At 40.9% G+C, this 14076-nt stretch carries 11 protein-coding genes and 5 tRNA genes; 8 read left to right on the top strand and 8 right to left on the bottom strand.

The window, feature by feature from the left end; translation table 11 throughout:
• Positions 1-40: 40 nt before the first annotated feature.
• The 3 genes from ptb to L877_RS0101155 all read right to left on the bottom strand — a co-directional run bounded on the left by ptb (position 41) and on the right by L877_RS0101155 (position 3540).
• Entirely contained in the window at positions 41-955 is a 915-nt protein-coding gene (ptb, locus tag L877_RS0101165; RefSeq protein WP_026834525.1) for a phosphate butyryltransferase, read from the bottom strand.
• 59 nt (positions 956-1014) lie between these two features.
• Entirely contained in the window at positions 1015-2220 is a 1206-nt protein-coding gene (locus tag L877_RS11660; protein WP_051437597.1) for an alanyl-tRNA editing protein, read from the bottom strand.
• A gap of 162 nt (positions 2221-2382) precedes the next feature.
• Positions 2383-3540 (bottom strand): glycoside hydrolase family 11 protein, encoded by a 1158-nt coding sequence (locus tag L877_RS0101155; RefSeq protein WP_026834524.1) that lies wholly within the window; start codon positions 3538-3540, stop codon positions 2383-2385.
• Between the two features lie 457 nt (positions 3541-3997).
• Between L877_RS0101155 and L877_RS0101150 the strand changes: the two genes are divergently transcribed.
• Genes L877_RS0101150 through L877_RS0101140 form a run of 3 tightly spaced genes read left to right on the top strand, consistent with a single transcriptional unit; the run spans position 3998 to position 6839 of the window.
• A complete protein-coding gene (locus L877_RS0101150) occupies positions 3998-5488 on the top strand; it encodes a sugar transferase (protein WP_026834523.1) in 1491 nt (496 codons plus the stop codon).
• Positions 5489-5502: 14 nt separating this feature from the next.
• The gene (locus L877_RS0101145; RefSeq protein WP_026834522.1) at positions 5503-6456 is read left to right on the top strand and encodes a calcium/sodium antiporter; all 954 of its coding nucleotides are present in this window, start codon (positions 5503-5505) and stop codon (positions 6454-6456) included.
• A 26-nt stretch (positions 6457-6482) separates the two neighbouring features.
• The gene (locus L877_RS0101140) at positions 6483-6839 is read left to right on the top strand and encodes a PilZ domain-containing protein (RefSeq protein WP_026834521.1); all 357 of its coding nucleotides are present in this window, start codon (positions 6483-6485) and stop codon (positions 6837-6839) included.
• On the opposite strand, the gene L877_RS0101135 is transcribed toward L877_RS0101140, so the two are convergent.
• Positions 6796-8736, bottom strand: a complete 1941-nt coding sequence (locus L877_RS0101135) for an O-antigen ligase family protein (protein WP_026834520.1) — start codon at positions 8734-8736, stop codon at positions 6796-6798. The two genes, L877_RS0101140 and L877_RS0101135, sit on opposite strands and share 44 nt — an antisense overlap.
• Before the next feature lie 68 nt (positions 8737-8804).
• Positions 8805-9077, bottom strand: a complete 273-nt coding sequence (locus L877_RS0101130; protein ID WP_026834519.1) for a hypothetical protein — start codon at positions 9075-9077, stop codon at positions 8805-8807.
• A 249-nt stretch (positions 9078-9326) separates the two neighbouring features.
• Here L877_RS0101130 and L877_RS0101125 point away from each other — a divergent pair.
• The 5 genes from L877_RS0101125 to L877_RS0101105 all read left to right on the top strand — a co-directional run bounded on the left by L877_RS0101125 (position 9327) and on the right by L877_RS0101105 (position 9897).
• Positions 9327-9401 (top strand) — tRNA-Pro (locus L877_RS0101125).
• 80 nt (positions 9402-9481) lie between these two features.
• A tRNA-Gly gene (locus L877_RS0101120) sits at positions 9482-9552 on the top strand.
• 91 nt (positions 9553-9643) lie between these two features.
• Positions 9644-9717: transfer RNA gene (locus L877_RS0101115), tRNA-Arg, on the top strand.
• 6 nt (positions 9718-9723) lie between these two features.
• Positions 9724-9797, top strand: a tRNA-His gene (locus tag L877_RS0101110).
• 28 nt (positions 9798-9825) lie between these two features.
• Positions 9826-9897, top strand: a tRNA-Gln gene (locus L877_RS0101105).
• A gap of 158 nt (positions 9898-10055) precedes the next feature.
• Here the strand turns inward: L877_RS0101105 and hisC are convergent.
• From hisC to clpX, 3 genes are read right to left on the bottom strand one after another with little or no spacing between them, the layout of a single operon-like run.
• Complete coding sequence (gene hisC, locus L877_RS0101100) at positions 10056-11138, bottom strand: histidinol-phosphate transaminase (RefSeq protein ID WP_051437596.1); 1083 nt, start codon at positions 11136-11138, stop codon at positions 10056-10058.
• Between the two features lie 23 nt (positions 11139-11161).
• Positions 11162-12346 carry a pyridoxal phosphate-dependent aminotransferase gene (locus L877_RS0101095; protein WP_026834517.1) on the bottom strand — a complete coding sequence of 395 codons (1185 nt, stop codon included), beginning with the start codon at positions 12344-12346 and terminating at the stop codon, positions 11162-11164.
• 12 nt (positions 12347-12358) lie between these two features.
• Positions 12359-14035, bottom strand: a complete 1677-nt coding sequence (gene clpX, locus L877_RS0101090) for an ATP-dependent Clp protease ATP-binding subunit ClpX (protein WP_034784740.1) — start codon at positions 14033-14035, stop codon at positions 12359-12361.
• Between the last annotated feature and the right edge of the window lie 41 nt (positions 14036-14076).

Here is a 14076-nt window from a genome sequence, read left to right as displayed (position 1 = left end):
GCCTCGAAAATATTCCGAGAGTTTTATCATCTCATAAATACTACTTATTAAGTTCCTCTGCAACTACAGCAGCTACAACAATAGAGTTAACTTTTGTCTCAAAATCATCTGATCTCGAAGTCAAGATAACAGGCGCCTTAGTTCCTGTCAATACATTACCATTGACAACTTTAGCATTGTGAACCATTGCCTTGTATAGAATGTTTCCGGCATGGATATCCGGGAACAAAAGAACATCTGCATCTCCTACAATCTTACGATCTGTAGCACCCTTGTGGCGCGCAGCCTCCGGATCAATTGCAAGGTCATATGACAGAGGACCGTCAACGATACAACCGGTGATCTTGCCCTCTTCACACATCTTAGTGAGCTCTGCCGCTTCAACAGTAGCAGGCATCTTAGGATTAACCACTTCTACAGCTGCAAGTGGAGCAACCTTTGGTGTCTCAATTCCGCAAGCATGCGCAATCTCAACTGTATTTCTAATGATATTTGCCTTGGTCTCAAGGTCAGGATATGGTATAAATGCCACGTCACTGAGGAACAAAAGTCCATCATGACCCTCTACGTCAAAAATACATACGTGAGAAAGAGTCTTGTCTGTTCTAAGTCCCACTTCTTTATCAAGTACGCTCTTGAGGAATGACTTGGTATCAATCAAGCCTTTCATATACATGTCAGCCTTGCCATCATGTACAAGCTTTACAGCTGTAAGCGCTGCTTCATAATCATCTTTTACATCAACGATTTCATAATCAGAGATATCAATCTTCATCTCCGCTGCAATAGCCTCAATCTTGTCCTTATCTCCGACAAGAATTGCCTCTGCGATATTTTTCTCTTTTGCTGCAACTACAGCCTCAAGAACCGCATCATCCTGAGCAACTGCTACTGCTACTTTCTTAGTGCTGCACTCTGCAACCTTCTTCAAAAGATCGTCAAATGTTCGTGCCATTTACTTTTCCTCCATTCAATTATCGAATTTACTGCTTTCGCTTTCTAGTGGAAAACCCACTAGATACAATTATACTCTTTTGAATTACTTCTGTCAATCAAATCAAGAATTGCCGACCGGGGTGCGTCTACACGCCCCTGTATCATCTCTTCATTTCCACCGCCTTTGGCGTCAAGTTCCTCTCTCATAATCCCCGCAAGCTTCCTAGAATCCAGTTCTCTGCTGCCTGCGTTGAACCTATATCCCTTATTATCATCTCCCACAAAAACACCTACATATCCCTCAAAACTCTCGCTAAGCTTATTATAAGCATTTTTCATAGCTATATTATTTATGTCATAATCGAGGAAGAGAAGGGGCCTTCCATCGGCAATTTGCTTCTCTATTTCACTATTGATTTTCTCCCAGACAAGCTCACCTATTAACTCTTTTTGCCTGTCCATATTGGCTTGTAAATTTCTGATAGAGTTCAATACTTCATCTGAAGATGTGGTGAGATACTTAGCTATGTCATTTAAAGTATCCAACTGCATTCTTGTATACTCCACAGCTCTCTGGCCCGACAATATCTCTAACCTCATGCCCCCTTTATACTTAACCGCACTTAGCACCACAACAAGACCTATCTCCCCCGTTCTTGCCACATGCGGTGCACAGCAAGCACAATAGTCATAAACTTCATCCCCCTCACCTATCCTGACTATTCTGACGTCGCCTTCTATCCCGCTCTTGCTTCTGTACTCAAGGTTCTTCAATTTGCTTTTCGAAGGATAATAACAAGATATCGGAACATTTTTCTGAATAATAGTATTCGCTATTCTCTCCATGTCCTTGATTTGATCCCAGGTGAGTACACCGCTTACATCCATGGTCACAGGTCCCTCATCACTCAAATGAAATCCCACATTATCATATCCAAAATAATTGTGAATCGTCCCCGTCAAGACATGTTCGCCACTGTGGTTCTGCATTCTCATATAGCGTTTTCCCCAATTGAGAACCTCCAAAACTTTAAGGCCGACTTCCACAGGTTCATCGACCACATGATATACTTTGCCGTCTCGCAAAAATCCATCTAGCACCTTGATATCTTTCCCAAGTCCCTCAAGCCTCAAAATTCCCGTATCAGCGTACTGTCCACCTTCTTCCGGGAAAAATATTGTCTCCTCAAGAGAAACAATTATCTTATCTCCCTCTGTAAAACATTCCGACACCGCACTCTCATGCTCAGTCAGATAACTGTTGCTTTCATATAATAATTCCATTCCACTTTCCTCTCTATAATATGAAGTAATTGACACAATAACTATTATACATTATTAGAGAATAAGTGACAACCCACGATTCCTAATATTCAAAAAGGGCGCTAATAGCGCCCTTTCAACCAGGTTATATTAAGTTAAATCATGTCCGATTTATCATTATCATTAATTAATCTGCAAGTAATCTAGGTTCACATCCCATGTACCGTCATCGCTATTGCAAACAAGTTTAACTTGCTGGTCACCAAGTGCATGAGAAACATTCTTGATTGTGTAAGATGCTGGATAATTATCTCCATAGTAGAATGTACCCTTCTTCTGATTTCCGATGTACAAATCTACACTAGCAAGCTTGTTATTGCTTGAGCATCCACGCAATGTGAAGTCATGTGTACCATATCCAAAATTCTGTGTATATGAGCAAGAATCATTGTTACCATACAATGTTACACCACTAAATGGTGAATTAATCTTGCCTGCATACTGACCGCCCAAATTCATGTTCTCACACTGAACTGTAAGGCCATTCCATCCGCCAGAATTGTTGTTATTACTATTGTTATTATTGTTATTATTGTTACTGTTGTTGTTGTTGTTATTGTTGTTATTGTTGTTATTGTTGCTTGATGAGCCACCGAATGTAAGCACATTCTTTGATACAGTAGCCCAACCACTACTCTGGTAACCTTCCACATTCAAAGCCACCTCATAGAGATTTCCAAGGCTCATACCTTTCTGAGCCCAAGCTTTAAAGTGATCACTTACAGTAATACGTCCGCTTGTCTTCTTACTTGTACGTACACTCCAATACTGCTTAAAGGTCTTATTACCTTCGATAGATGGCTGATTGTAACGAGTTGTCTCATATACATCATATGTACCACCGTCTACGTAAATCTGACCCTTAGATGATCCTCCTGGTGGACGCCAAGATCCCCAACTGTCTACGATATAGTACTCTACCAATGGGTTCTGTGACCAACCGTAAACGCACAAATAAGAGTTTCCATTTGGATGGTAGTCGCATGTATAATCGCATGTGATGTTTCCGTATGAAGCATAGTTCTGTCTGCTTCCAAGAGTCTTTCCTGTACGGAACAAAGCATTACCGATGCTGTTCCACTCACATCCGAATGAGCCGCCACCATAGAGTGACATTGTGGTGTTACCATAGTCTTTCCAGAGCGTATAGTCATAACCATCAATCACTCCTGATTTGTTGTCGTAGATCTGTGTTGCTGCCTTAGTTGGCACAGTAGGCAATACCATTGCTGCTGCGCAAAGCAATCCAGCTACAACCCCCATAAGTTTCTTTAGTTGCATTTATTAAGCAACCTCCCTTCTCTCGTGTGGACTAAATATTCTATTGCGATGTCTTTGGTTTATTGAATACCTAGTCCAAGTTTATGTGTTTATACCAGGTATGTGAATTCTGGTATATTCCCCAAATATTTGCATCGCATTTTCAGTTCCTCAATACCTATTTGTTAATATATCACAAAATTTCGAAGAAATAAAGTGTTTTTTTGTAATTTTTTCATATAAGCATTTGCTTATAATTCTTTAAAGGATTATTTATAGTTATAGTATTTACAGCAAAAACCGATTGAAATTTTCGAAAATTATCGCAATTTGTTTATAAATTTTTTATATTTTTTATTTTTGTTTTTCTTTACATTTTAGCCCCTGTGTAAAGTTTTGTCGTCCTTGCTTTTTTTAGTCTTATGTACTATAATAAAGATACTTGCACAAAATATTTTTCAAAAAGGAATGGGGTTTAATGTACAATAAGCAAAAAAAGAAGTGGTACAAGCACCTTGACTTTATAATACTTGACCAGGTCTGTACACTATTTTCACTATATCTTGGATACTCAACGAGACACGAGTGGGGAACATTTCTACATAACCGTTTTTACCTAAACACCGCATTAATCTTGGTGTTGTTGGATTTGTTGATTGTTTTGTTTTCCCAGAGTTACAAGAATGTTATAAGAAGAGGTTATCTTCGCGAAATCTGGAATACATTCACTCACTGCTTGCTTTTGTTCGGTTTCGCCATTATATTCTTCTTTTTAACAAAGACGTCAGATCAGTTATCCAGACAAACCATGTCAATATATCTGGCAACTCAGCTCACAACTTGCGCGATTGGAAGATGTTTGCTCAAGCACCACGTCCGCAAGAAATTGGCTAACAACCCTAACAATGAGCTCATCCTGATTATAACCGACAAGAAGCGAGCCCTTGAAACTGTACTTAATGCAGTCCAAGATGTGCAAAACCACAGGGGATATCAGCCTATCGGTGTTGTGTTGACAGATATCGCATCATACAAACAGATAATCTTCTCAGATGTTTTTAATGTCAAACTAGAAGATTATGACGATGACTTAGATGCCATGATAGCCGAAGGGCATATATACGGAATTCCGATTGTTTGTGGCTTTGACGAGGTAGAAAAGTACCTTCTTAACAATATTGTGGACAGTGTTTTGCTGTCATCGGAGATGTCTCCTGAGGACAGGGGCAAACTCACATCGAACCTTATAAGCATCGGTGTTGTTGTACATGCACAGATTGCCAATATTGATTCCGGAGACGAGAGCACCATAGAGAAGTTTGGTAGCCAGTATGTTCTCACCACAGGCCTAAAACTCGCCTCATCCGGAGAACTTATCATCAAGCGAACTCTCGACATATTGGGAGGGATTGTCGGTAGCCTTATGGCTATTATATTTGCAATCATATTTGGACCGATTATCTTTATACAGTCACCCGGACCAATTTTATTCAAGCAGACAAGAGTCGGCAAGAACGGCCGCCGATTTACAATATATAAGTTCCGCTCCATGTACCTAGATGCAGAGGAACGCAAGAAAGAATTAATGGATCAGAACGAAGCCGATGGACTTATGTTCAAGATGACCAACGATCCAAGAATAATACCAATTGGACGTTTTATTCGAAAATATTCCATCGATGAGTTTCCACAGTTCTTCAACGTACTTTTCGGAGATATGAGTTTAGTGGGAACCAGACCACCTACAATGGATGAGTACTTGCAATATGAACCGCACCACAAGGCTCGCCTCAACTCCAAACCGGGCATCACCGGGCTTTGGCAAACAAGTGGGCGCAGTGATATAACTGATTTTGAACAAGTTGTAGAACTTGATGTCAAATACATAACCACATGGAGCCTTGGACTCGATGTGAAAATATTAATAAATACCGTTCTTCAGGTTTTCCGAGGATCGGGAGCAAAATAGGAGAAATTTATACGATGACACTTGAATTACTTAAATCAATAGGAATACTACTTTTAGGATTTGTCTTCCTGATTAAGGGAGCAGATATATTTGTCGAGGGTAGCTCTAATGTAGCTAAGATGATGAAGATTCCTTCACTCATCATCGGATTGACCATAGTTTCTCTGGGAACTAGTTTGCCGGAGTTGGCGGTTTCCATATCCGCCTCATTGGAGGGGAAGAACTCACTCGCCATAAGCAATATAACCGGTTCGAATATTTTCAACCTTCTGGTTGTCTGTGGATTCGCCGCAATACTGGTTCCACTTAAAGTCAGTGAGGAATCAATAAAAAGAGATATCCCTATATGCATCGGAACCGCTGTTCTCCTCGCTGTACTTGGAGCAATTGGCTGGGAAGTCGGAAGAGTAGATGGAATTATCCTTTTGGTTTTGGCTGTTGTTTTCATCATAATGATGATTAGATCCGCCCAGAAAGCTCGCAAGAATTCAGGAGACGACGATGATGGCAACACTCCAACCAGGCCACTTTGGTTGAGCCTTATATTTATCATTGTCGGAGTTGCCGGCGTAAAATTTGGTGGAGATTTTGTAGTTAGTTCGGCAACAACTATAGCTCTTACATTCGGAATGAGCGAAACCCTTGTAGGACTTACCATCTGTGCCATCGGAACTAGTCTTCCTGAGCTTGTAACCTCAGCTGTTGCCGCCAAGAAAGACGAAGTCGACATGGCAATTGGAAATGCTGTTGGCTCGTGCATCTTTAACATTTTACTAATCATCGGTATTAGTTCGACTATCAGTCCGCTAACCTTCCAGCGAGACAACCTATTTGATCTTATTTTACTTGCTATAGTAAGTATATTTATGTTTATATTCAGCGCCACAAAGCGCACATTAGAGCGCAAAGAAGGCATCATACTCGTGGTGTTTTATATTATCTTTGCCGTATATATTATTGTCAGATAATATATAATTTAAAGGAGGTATTTTAAATGATAGAAATGAGACGTGAAAAGAGGTGGCCAGCATCTCTATCTCTAGAAATCACATCGCTTTTTAAACAGGATAATGAACGCGTTGAGGACATTCATGCCCCTATTACTATAATCGATATTTCAAAGTGCGGAATTGGTTTTAAGACCCAGAGCGTTCTTCCTGTCGGTTACTACTTTAATGCCAAGCTCACTCTGTGTGAAAACGACTCTCTTAACTGTGTCGTTCAGATAATTAGGCAACAAGAAATAGAAGACGGCTTTATCTACGGTTGTGAGATAATAGGAGCCGCCTCCATAATGGATTATATATTTAATGATTATATTTCGTCTCTTGATGAGTCTTTGATAAAATAAAATTAGTGGCATATCCACATCCCAGGAGTATCCAGTATACTAGCTGAGTTCCAACCACCGGATCATTGGTTACTCCTACGATTGCATGGCCTATAGCTGACAGCATAAGTCCAAAACTAATCTTGGCCATGGCTCCTTTGAGTCTAAATTTTCGGACTATTTTCACCGAACCTATAATATACAATATCCATAACATGGCATAAGCTATAAATGAAATTCCACCTGTAGTTATCCAAGTGTTAAGAAGCATATTATGCGGTTTATCAACCAGCTTAGTTTTTCCTCCTACACGCTTGCTTCCCACGAAATCATCATTTGGAAATGCTATGATAAACGAGTTGGGACCGACACCTGTAAAAAAGTACTTTGGCAAAAGCGGTATACTTCTCGAATAAATATAACCTCTTCGACTTGCAAAGTTCTCTGATTCTTGGAAACCGAATCTCTCAACTTTGTGAAGGCTCATAAACTTGCCAAAAGGAGTGAAATACTGCACTTTTCCTTCATTCACCATGAAATTCCACTCTATGGCATTGGGTTCATCCAAAACTTTAAATCCCGGTTTGATCTGATTGTCCAAATTAAAGTTTATCACCTTAAACTTGATCGCCTTAAATCTATCATCATTTACAGAATACTCAAACTTGGACTCATCATAATTCATAGCCAAGTCCTTTTTTCCTGCATCCTTAGCTGTAAAGCCAGACACTTCTCCACTTTGAGTAACCTGCGGATATACTGTAAACGTCTCGCCGTTCCTGAACTCGACCCATATGGAATTATCTTTATTGTTAACCATATTCACAAGATTACGGGTATCTCTCTCTCCTTTTTTGAATTTCGCCAGGGTCTGCTTTCCTATCGTGGAATTCACCGCACCAAAAAGACCTATGGCAATCACAATCACTGCCCCGCCTATAATTGCGAAAACTTTGATCTTGTCAGTCAACATAGTAGATATTTTTATGATTGTCACAGTTGCCACAGCTATAATTATACAAACTGCCAAGGTGATGGCAGATGCAGAGGACTCCGCTCCAACGAGAGACACAAGTAGCTCTGCTTCCACGATTCCCGCAAAAACAGGTGATAGAATCCACTTGTGACTGACTCCCTCCAACTCCTTCGGAAGTATGAAGGCAATCGCCCCCACCAAAGGTATCACCGTTGACAGGTATACACCACTGTAATTAGGGTTGTTGAAAGTCAGTATGACCTGGGAAAACTCCTGGCTAAACGATATCTTGTTAACGCTACTTTGGCTAGTCATAATCTTCTGTATAAACTCAAACGCAAGAGGATTATGCCCCGCAGTCTGCAATACGCCTACAAGCCCTATAACGGCCGTAGAAACCATGAAACACTTGAGCAGCGTATATACCTTATGCTCACTTGTCAAAACCGTATATGCGGCCAAAAAAAGCATTACATATCCAAGCAGTACCCACATAGACTGCCACTGATTGTAGCCTCCGCCTCCAAATGCCAAATCCTTCTGCTTTGCAAATAGGGATGATAAAATCACAAATAAACTATATATACCCGCAAATATGTATACAAGCTTATCTCTTCCCTCCAGCACACTCTTCTTGCCCCACAATCCAAGCATCCTGCTGGCAATCATTATGGCTGAAATCAAGCCCACAATAATGACCAGAACACTCTTAGTATACTCAAAGGAATCAATCTGATTAATCTCTGTAGCTTGAAACCAGATATATCCCGTCAGATTAGTTGTATAATCCTTAGTCAGCACCACCAACGGTATCACAGCAAGGGCAAAGATAATTGGCAAGAGCGACAGAATACTCTTGTCCTCCTTAGGCATAACCTCTGCCTTAACCGGCTTCCTGACATTCTTAGTTATGTTATTTTTACTGGATTTTTTCTTAGACATAACATTCTCCTAATGTTGTATTTTTATAAGATATAAAGAAAAATGTTCGCACACTGAGTTCCCAAGCACTATCTTCTTCTATCTCGATTAGGTCTTCTCTCTGCTTTCTCTCTGCGCTCTTTCTCAAGTTCACCTACAAATACTTTCCTGATACTCTTGACGCTTCTAAAAGTATATGTGCTCTTTCCACACTTTTCACAGATCTCGTCATCCTTGTTATAATCATCTACCTCTTCGCGGTATCCGCATATAGGACACATCTTGAGAAGTCTAGCATGGTTAGTCTCCCTAACCTGCATTTCTTTCTCCTTTTCCATTTCCTTTTCATTAAAAACTTTCATCGTGTTCCTCCATAGTTTTACTATATCTATGTAGCAAACCCGCAGGCTGTTACTAAACTATTTTATCACAAATCAGAATATTCTGCAAATTTTTCATAAAAAGCCGCGCAAAATGGAGCTTTTCTGTGCTCCTGACAAAAAAACTTGAAATTTTTTAAATTTTTTTTCAAAAATAAGTTGACAAAACAAAATCCATATGATAATATTGATATTGCGTTGTGACAAAACACACACAAAAAAATGTCGTGACGGGGTGTGGCTCAGCTTGGCTAGAGCGCCTGATTTGGGATCAGGAGGCCGCAGGTTCGAATCCTGTCACCCCGACTTTAATGTGAACATGAAGTATATGATTCCATTACATTCGACATTTTAAAAATTTCATTGCTGTAAACACGGCAGTCCATGCGGGTGTAGTTCAATGGTAGAACACCAGCCTTCCAAGCTGGATACGTGGGTTCGATTCCCATCACCCGCTTTTTTACATTTTTGGATGTAGTAAGAACTATTCAGAGATGTATATTTTAATACTTACCGCCTATTGAGGAGATAGTATATTCAACAAATATGTGTCAGTAGCTCAGTTGGATAGAGCAACGGCCTTCTAAGCCGTGGGTCGGGGGTTCGAATCCCTCCTGACACGATTATGGTGGGTATAGCGCAGTTGGTTAGCGCGTCAGATTGTGGCTCTGAAGGCCGTGGGTTCGAATCCCATTACCCACCCTTTCCTATTTGGGATTATTATGAATATTGGGCTATCGCCAAGGGGTAAGGCATAGGACTTTGACTCCTACATTCGCTGGTTCGAATCCAGCTAGCCCAGAGATTATTCGACCGTCAGTTTTTGGCGGTCTTTTTTAGTCTAAAACTTATATATAATAAAAAAAGTGACCAACCAGCGAGAGACTTTGGTACAAATGCGCCATATCTCAAGTCGGTTGGTCACTTCTTGTTTTTAGATTATCTTAGTGCGACAGTCCTTTATTCTATAATACTTTTTAAGGCTTCGATAAACAACTCCATCTCTTTCCCGGTACCAATGGTAATTCTAAGATAATTGTCGATCCTTTCTTTGGTAAAGTATCTGACAAATATATCCTTTTCCTTCAGACGCTCAAATATGTCCTTTGCAGGCATTTTAGCGTGAGAGGCGAACAGGAAGTTGGACGAAGAGTCAAGCACCCTAAAATCAAGTTTTTCGAGTTCTGACGCGGTCCACTTTCTTGTCTCCACAACCTGATTGACTTTCTCTACAAAGTAATCCTCATCTTGAATAGAGGCGATACCCATCTTGATAGACTCCGTGTTAATCGTATAGGAATTCACAGACTCCTTTACATCCTTCAGAGCTTTGATCAGTATCTCACTTCCAATAGCATATCCGATTCTCACACCAGCCATAGATCTTGACTTCGAAAATGTTCTGACAACCAACAAATTCTGATACTTATCCACCAACCCAAGAGCTGTCTCGCCGCCAAAATCGACATAAGCCTCATCTATGATAACTACAACGTCCCTATTCTCACGAATTATCTTCTCAACTTTGTCGAGAGGCATAGATATGGAAGTAGGCGCGTTGGGATTGGCGATTACCACTCCACCATTCTCACAAAAATAATCATTCTCATCCACTGTAAAATCGGATTTCAGAGGAATCTCTCTATAAGGAATTTTGTACACATTAGCCCAAACCGGATAGAATGAGTATGTGATATCCGGAAATACAATCGGTTTTTCCGAATTAAAGAAAGTAAGAAACGCCATAGAGAGAACATCATCCGAGCCAACTCCGGCAAAAACTTTCTCATATGGAACTCCGTGATACTCGGCTATGGCCGCAGAGAGAGAGGCAGATTCAAGCTCCGGATACAATCTCAGAACATCGATATCGATGCCATTTCTCACCTTTTCAACTCCCGGAGCGGGTCCATATGGATTCTCATTGGTGTTTAGCTTTATAACCTTGCGCTGTGGCTGCTCCCCCGGTGTATAGGGTGTCACTTTGCGGAAATTTTTCACAAAAGCCGGTGTGACGACATTATCTGTATTATTACTTGACATTTTATCATCTCCTATTTTCCACTTTACTTATACTTTGCTGCAAGGCGCTCAAACGCCGGCAAAGCGCGTTCAATCATCTTATAATCAACGCAGTATGCAATTCTAACATATCCCTTGCATCCAAATGTGCTTCCCGGAACCACGAGAATATTTTCCTCTTTGGCCTTGTTTGCAAATGCCTTATCGTCCTCTTCGAGACATTTTACAAATAGGTAAAATGCTCCGGAAGGTGTAGCAACTTCAAATCCAAGCTTTTTGAGATGATCTAACAAAAGATTTCTGTTCTTCTCATATATTGATACGTCCACTGAAGACTTCAATGACTTCATGATAACTCTCTGCTGAAGAGAAGGCGCATTTACAAATCCAAGAATTCTTGTTGCAACGCCACATGCCGCATATACAGACTCAAAATCCGCAACCTCTGACGGAATTACCAAGTAGCCAATTCTCTCGCCGGGAAGAGAAAGAGATTTACTGTATGAATATCCAACAATAGTATTGGCATAGTACTTTGTCACATATGGAACCTCTACTCCGTCGTATACCAACTCACGGTATGGTTCATCTGACAAGAGATAGATATCAGTTCCGAACTCCTTGCCCTTTGCCTCAAGGATTTCTCCCATCTTCTTGAGTGTATCTTCAGAATATACTACACCTGTAGGATTGTTAGGAGTATTAATTATAACAACCTTAGTTCTCGCTGTGATTTTCTCCTCAAACTCATCCAAATTAGGCTGGAATGATGGTGGATTAGGTGCAACAACAACCACTTTGCCGTTGGCATTAGCCACATAGTTATCATACTCGCCAAAGTAAGGTGCAATTACCATTACCTCGTCATCCGGATCAACCAAACTTCTCAGAACAACATTGAGGCCTCCCGCTGCACCAACTGTCATAATGATATTTCCACCGTCGAACTTTGTGCCGTGGAGCTCATTGATATGCTCTGCAATAGCAGCCCTTACATCTTCATAGCCCGTGTTGCTCATATAACCATGAAGGAAAGTTGGATCTTCATTCTCGACTTCCTCTACAAATGCTCTTTTGACATCTTCCGGTGGTGCCACACTTGGATTTCCAAGACTGAAATCATACACATTCTCTGCACCATATTTCTTCGCCATTTTCTTTCCCTCTTCAAACATCGCTCTAATAACACTGCTGCCCTTTACAAGGCCTTCCATTTTCTTTGCTATCATAAAAATTCTCCTTTACTTTGAATTATTTCTCAATTCGATTTTTGGCGCCCCATTGCCCTCGATATACTCTCTGGTAATTGTCACCTTGCCTATGGAATCATCCTTTGGAATCTCGTACATGATCTCGAGCATATGCTTCTCAATTATCGAGCGCAAAGCTCTGGCACCTGTCTTCTTCTTGACCGCCTGTCTGGCTATAGCCAGAAGAGCATCGTCCTCAAACTCAAGCTTAACTTCATCCATCTCAAACAGTTTCTGATACTGTCTAATCAGCGAATTCTTTGGTTTTGTCAAGACCTCAACCATCAGATTTTCATCCATCTCCTCCAAGGAATATACGATTGGAAGACGTCCGATAAACTCAGGTATAAGGCCAAACGAACGGATATCTTCCGTCTCAACTTTGGCGAAAATATTCCGATCATCGTCATACTTGTCCTTTAGATCCGCTCCAAATCCCATGCCACCGTGCTTAGTCAATCGCTGCTTAATTATCTTATCTAACCCAGGAAATGCACCGCCACATATAAATAGAATATGGCTCGTATTGATTGTCGTCATAGGTACCATGGCATTTTTGTTGGTTGCACCTATCGGAACTTCCACATCTGCTCCCTCAAGAAGCTTCAAGAGTCCCTGCTGAACCGACTCTCCACTTACATCTCTCTGCTTCGCATTTTCCTTCTTCGCCAACTTATCAATCTCATCAATATAGATGATACCTGACTCTGCTCTTTCCACATCATTGTCAGCATTGGCCAAAAGCTTTGAAACCACGCTCTCCACGTCATCTCCGATGTAACCCGCCTCAGTGAGGGAGGTTGCATCCGTTATGGCAAGGGGAACATGAAGAAGTTTTGCCAAAGTCTTCACAAGATAAGTCTTACCGCTACCCGTAGGTCCAAGCATGAGCATGTTGGACTTTTCAATCTCAACATCATCCACCGCACTGGGATCGTCACTATTCTCAAGCTTCTCCTCCAGCTCACGCATCGCAAGAACTCGCTTATAATGATTATAAACGCCTACGCTAATCACCTTTTTGGCATATTCCTGACCCACGACATACTCATCAAGATTTCCCTTGATTACATGGGGTGCAGGAAGATTCCTAATGTCAAGAGTCTCAAGCAACTCCTGATTCTTAGTGACTCTTTTCTTCTTAGGCTTAATCTTCATGCGCTCCTGCATGTCGTCGCCAAGTCCCATAAACGGTCCCCCAAAGGGGATGAATTCAATATTGGGAAATATTCCGCCAAATCCTTTTTTCTTATCACTATCGGATTTGTCTTCGCTTTGTTGGGCAGACTTTTCAGTTTCTTCACCGGCTGTCGGAACATTTTCACCTGCTTTATCAACTGTACTCATTTCAGTTTTCTCGCCATCTTTCTGGACATCGCTAGGTGGGTTTACTTTGTTGAACTGATTGCCATAGACAAAGCTCATGACATCGCTCATATTCAAATTACTCTTAGACGGGTCGAACATCCCATTGGTGGTATTCTTGTCAACAAGAGTCTGAATACAGTCATTGCATACACTCATGCCGGACATAAATTGTATCATGCCGGACGTCTCACTCTCCGGCCTGTGGCATATCATGCAAACGCGCTGATAACCGTCGTTTTTGGTATTATTGTCATTATTGTCCTTGTCTGAGTGAATGTCATTTATATTGTTATCATTCATATATTTTCCTCCATTAATCGTGAAACTAATACCTATTATAA

Source organism: Eubacterium xylanophilum ATCC 35991 (assembly GCF_000518685.1).
In the GTDB taxonomy this organism is placed as follows: Bacteria; Bacillota; Clostridia; order Lachnospirales; family Lachnospiraceae; genus Eubacterium_F; species Eubacterium_F xylanophilum.
Note: the sequence above shows the minus strand (reverse complement) of the source record. Positions and strands in the feature narration are given on the sequence as shown.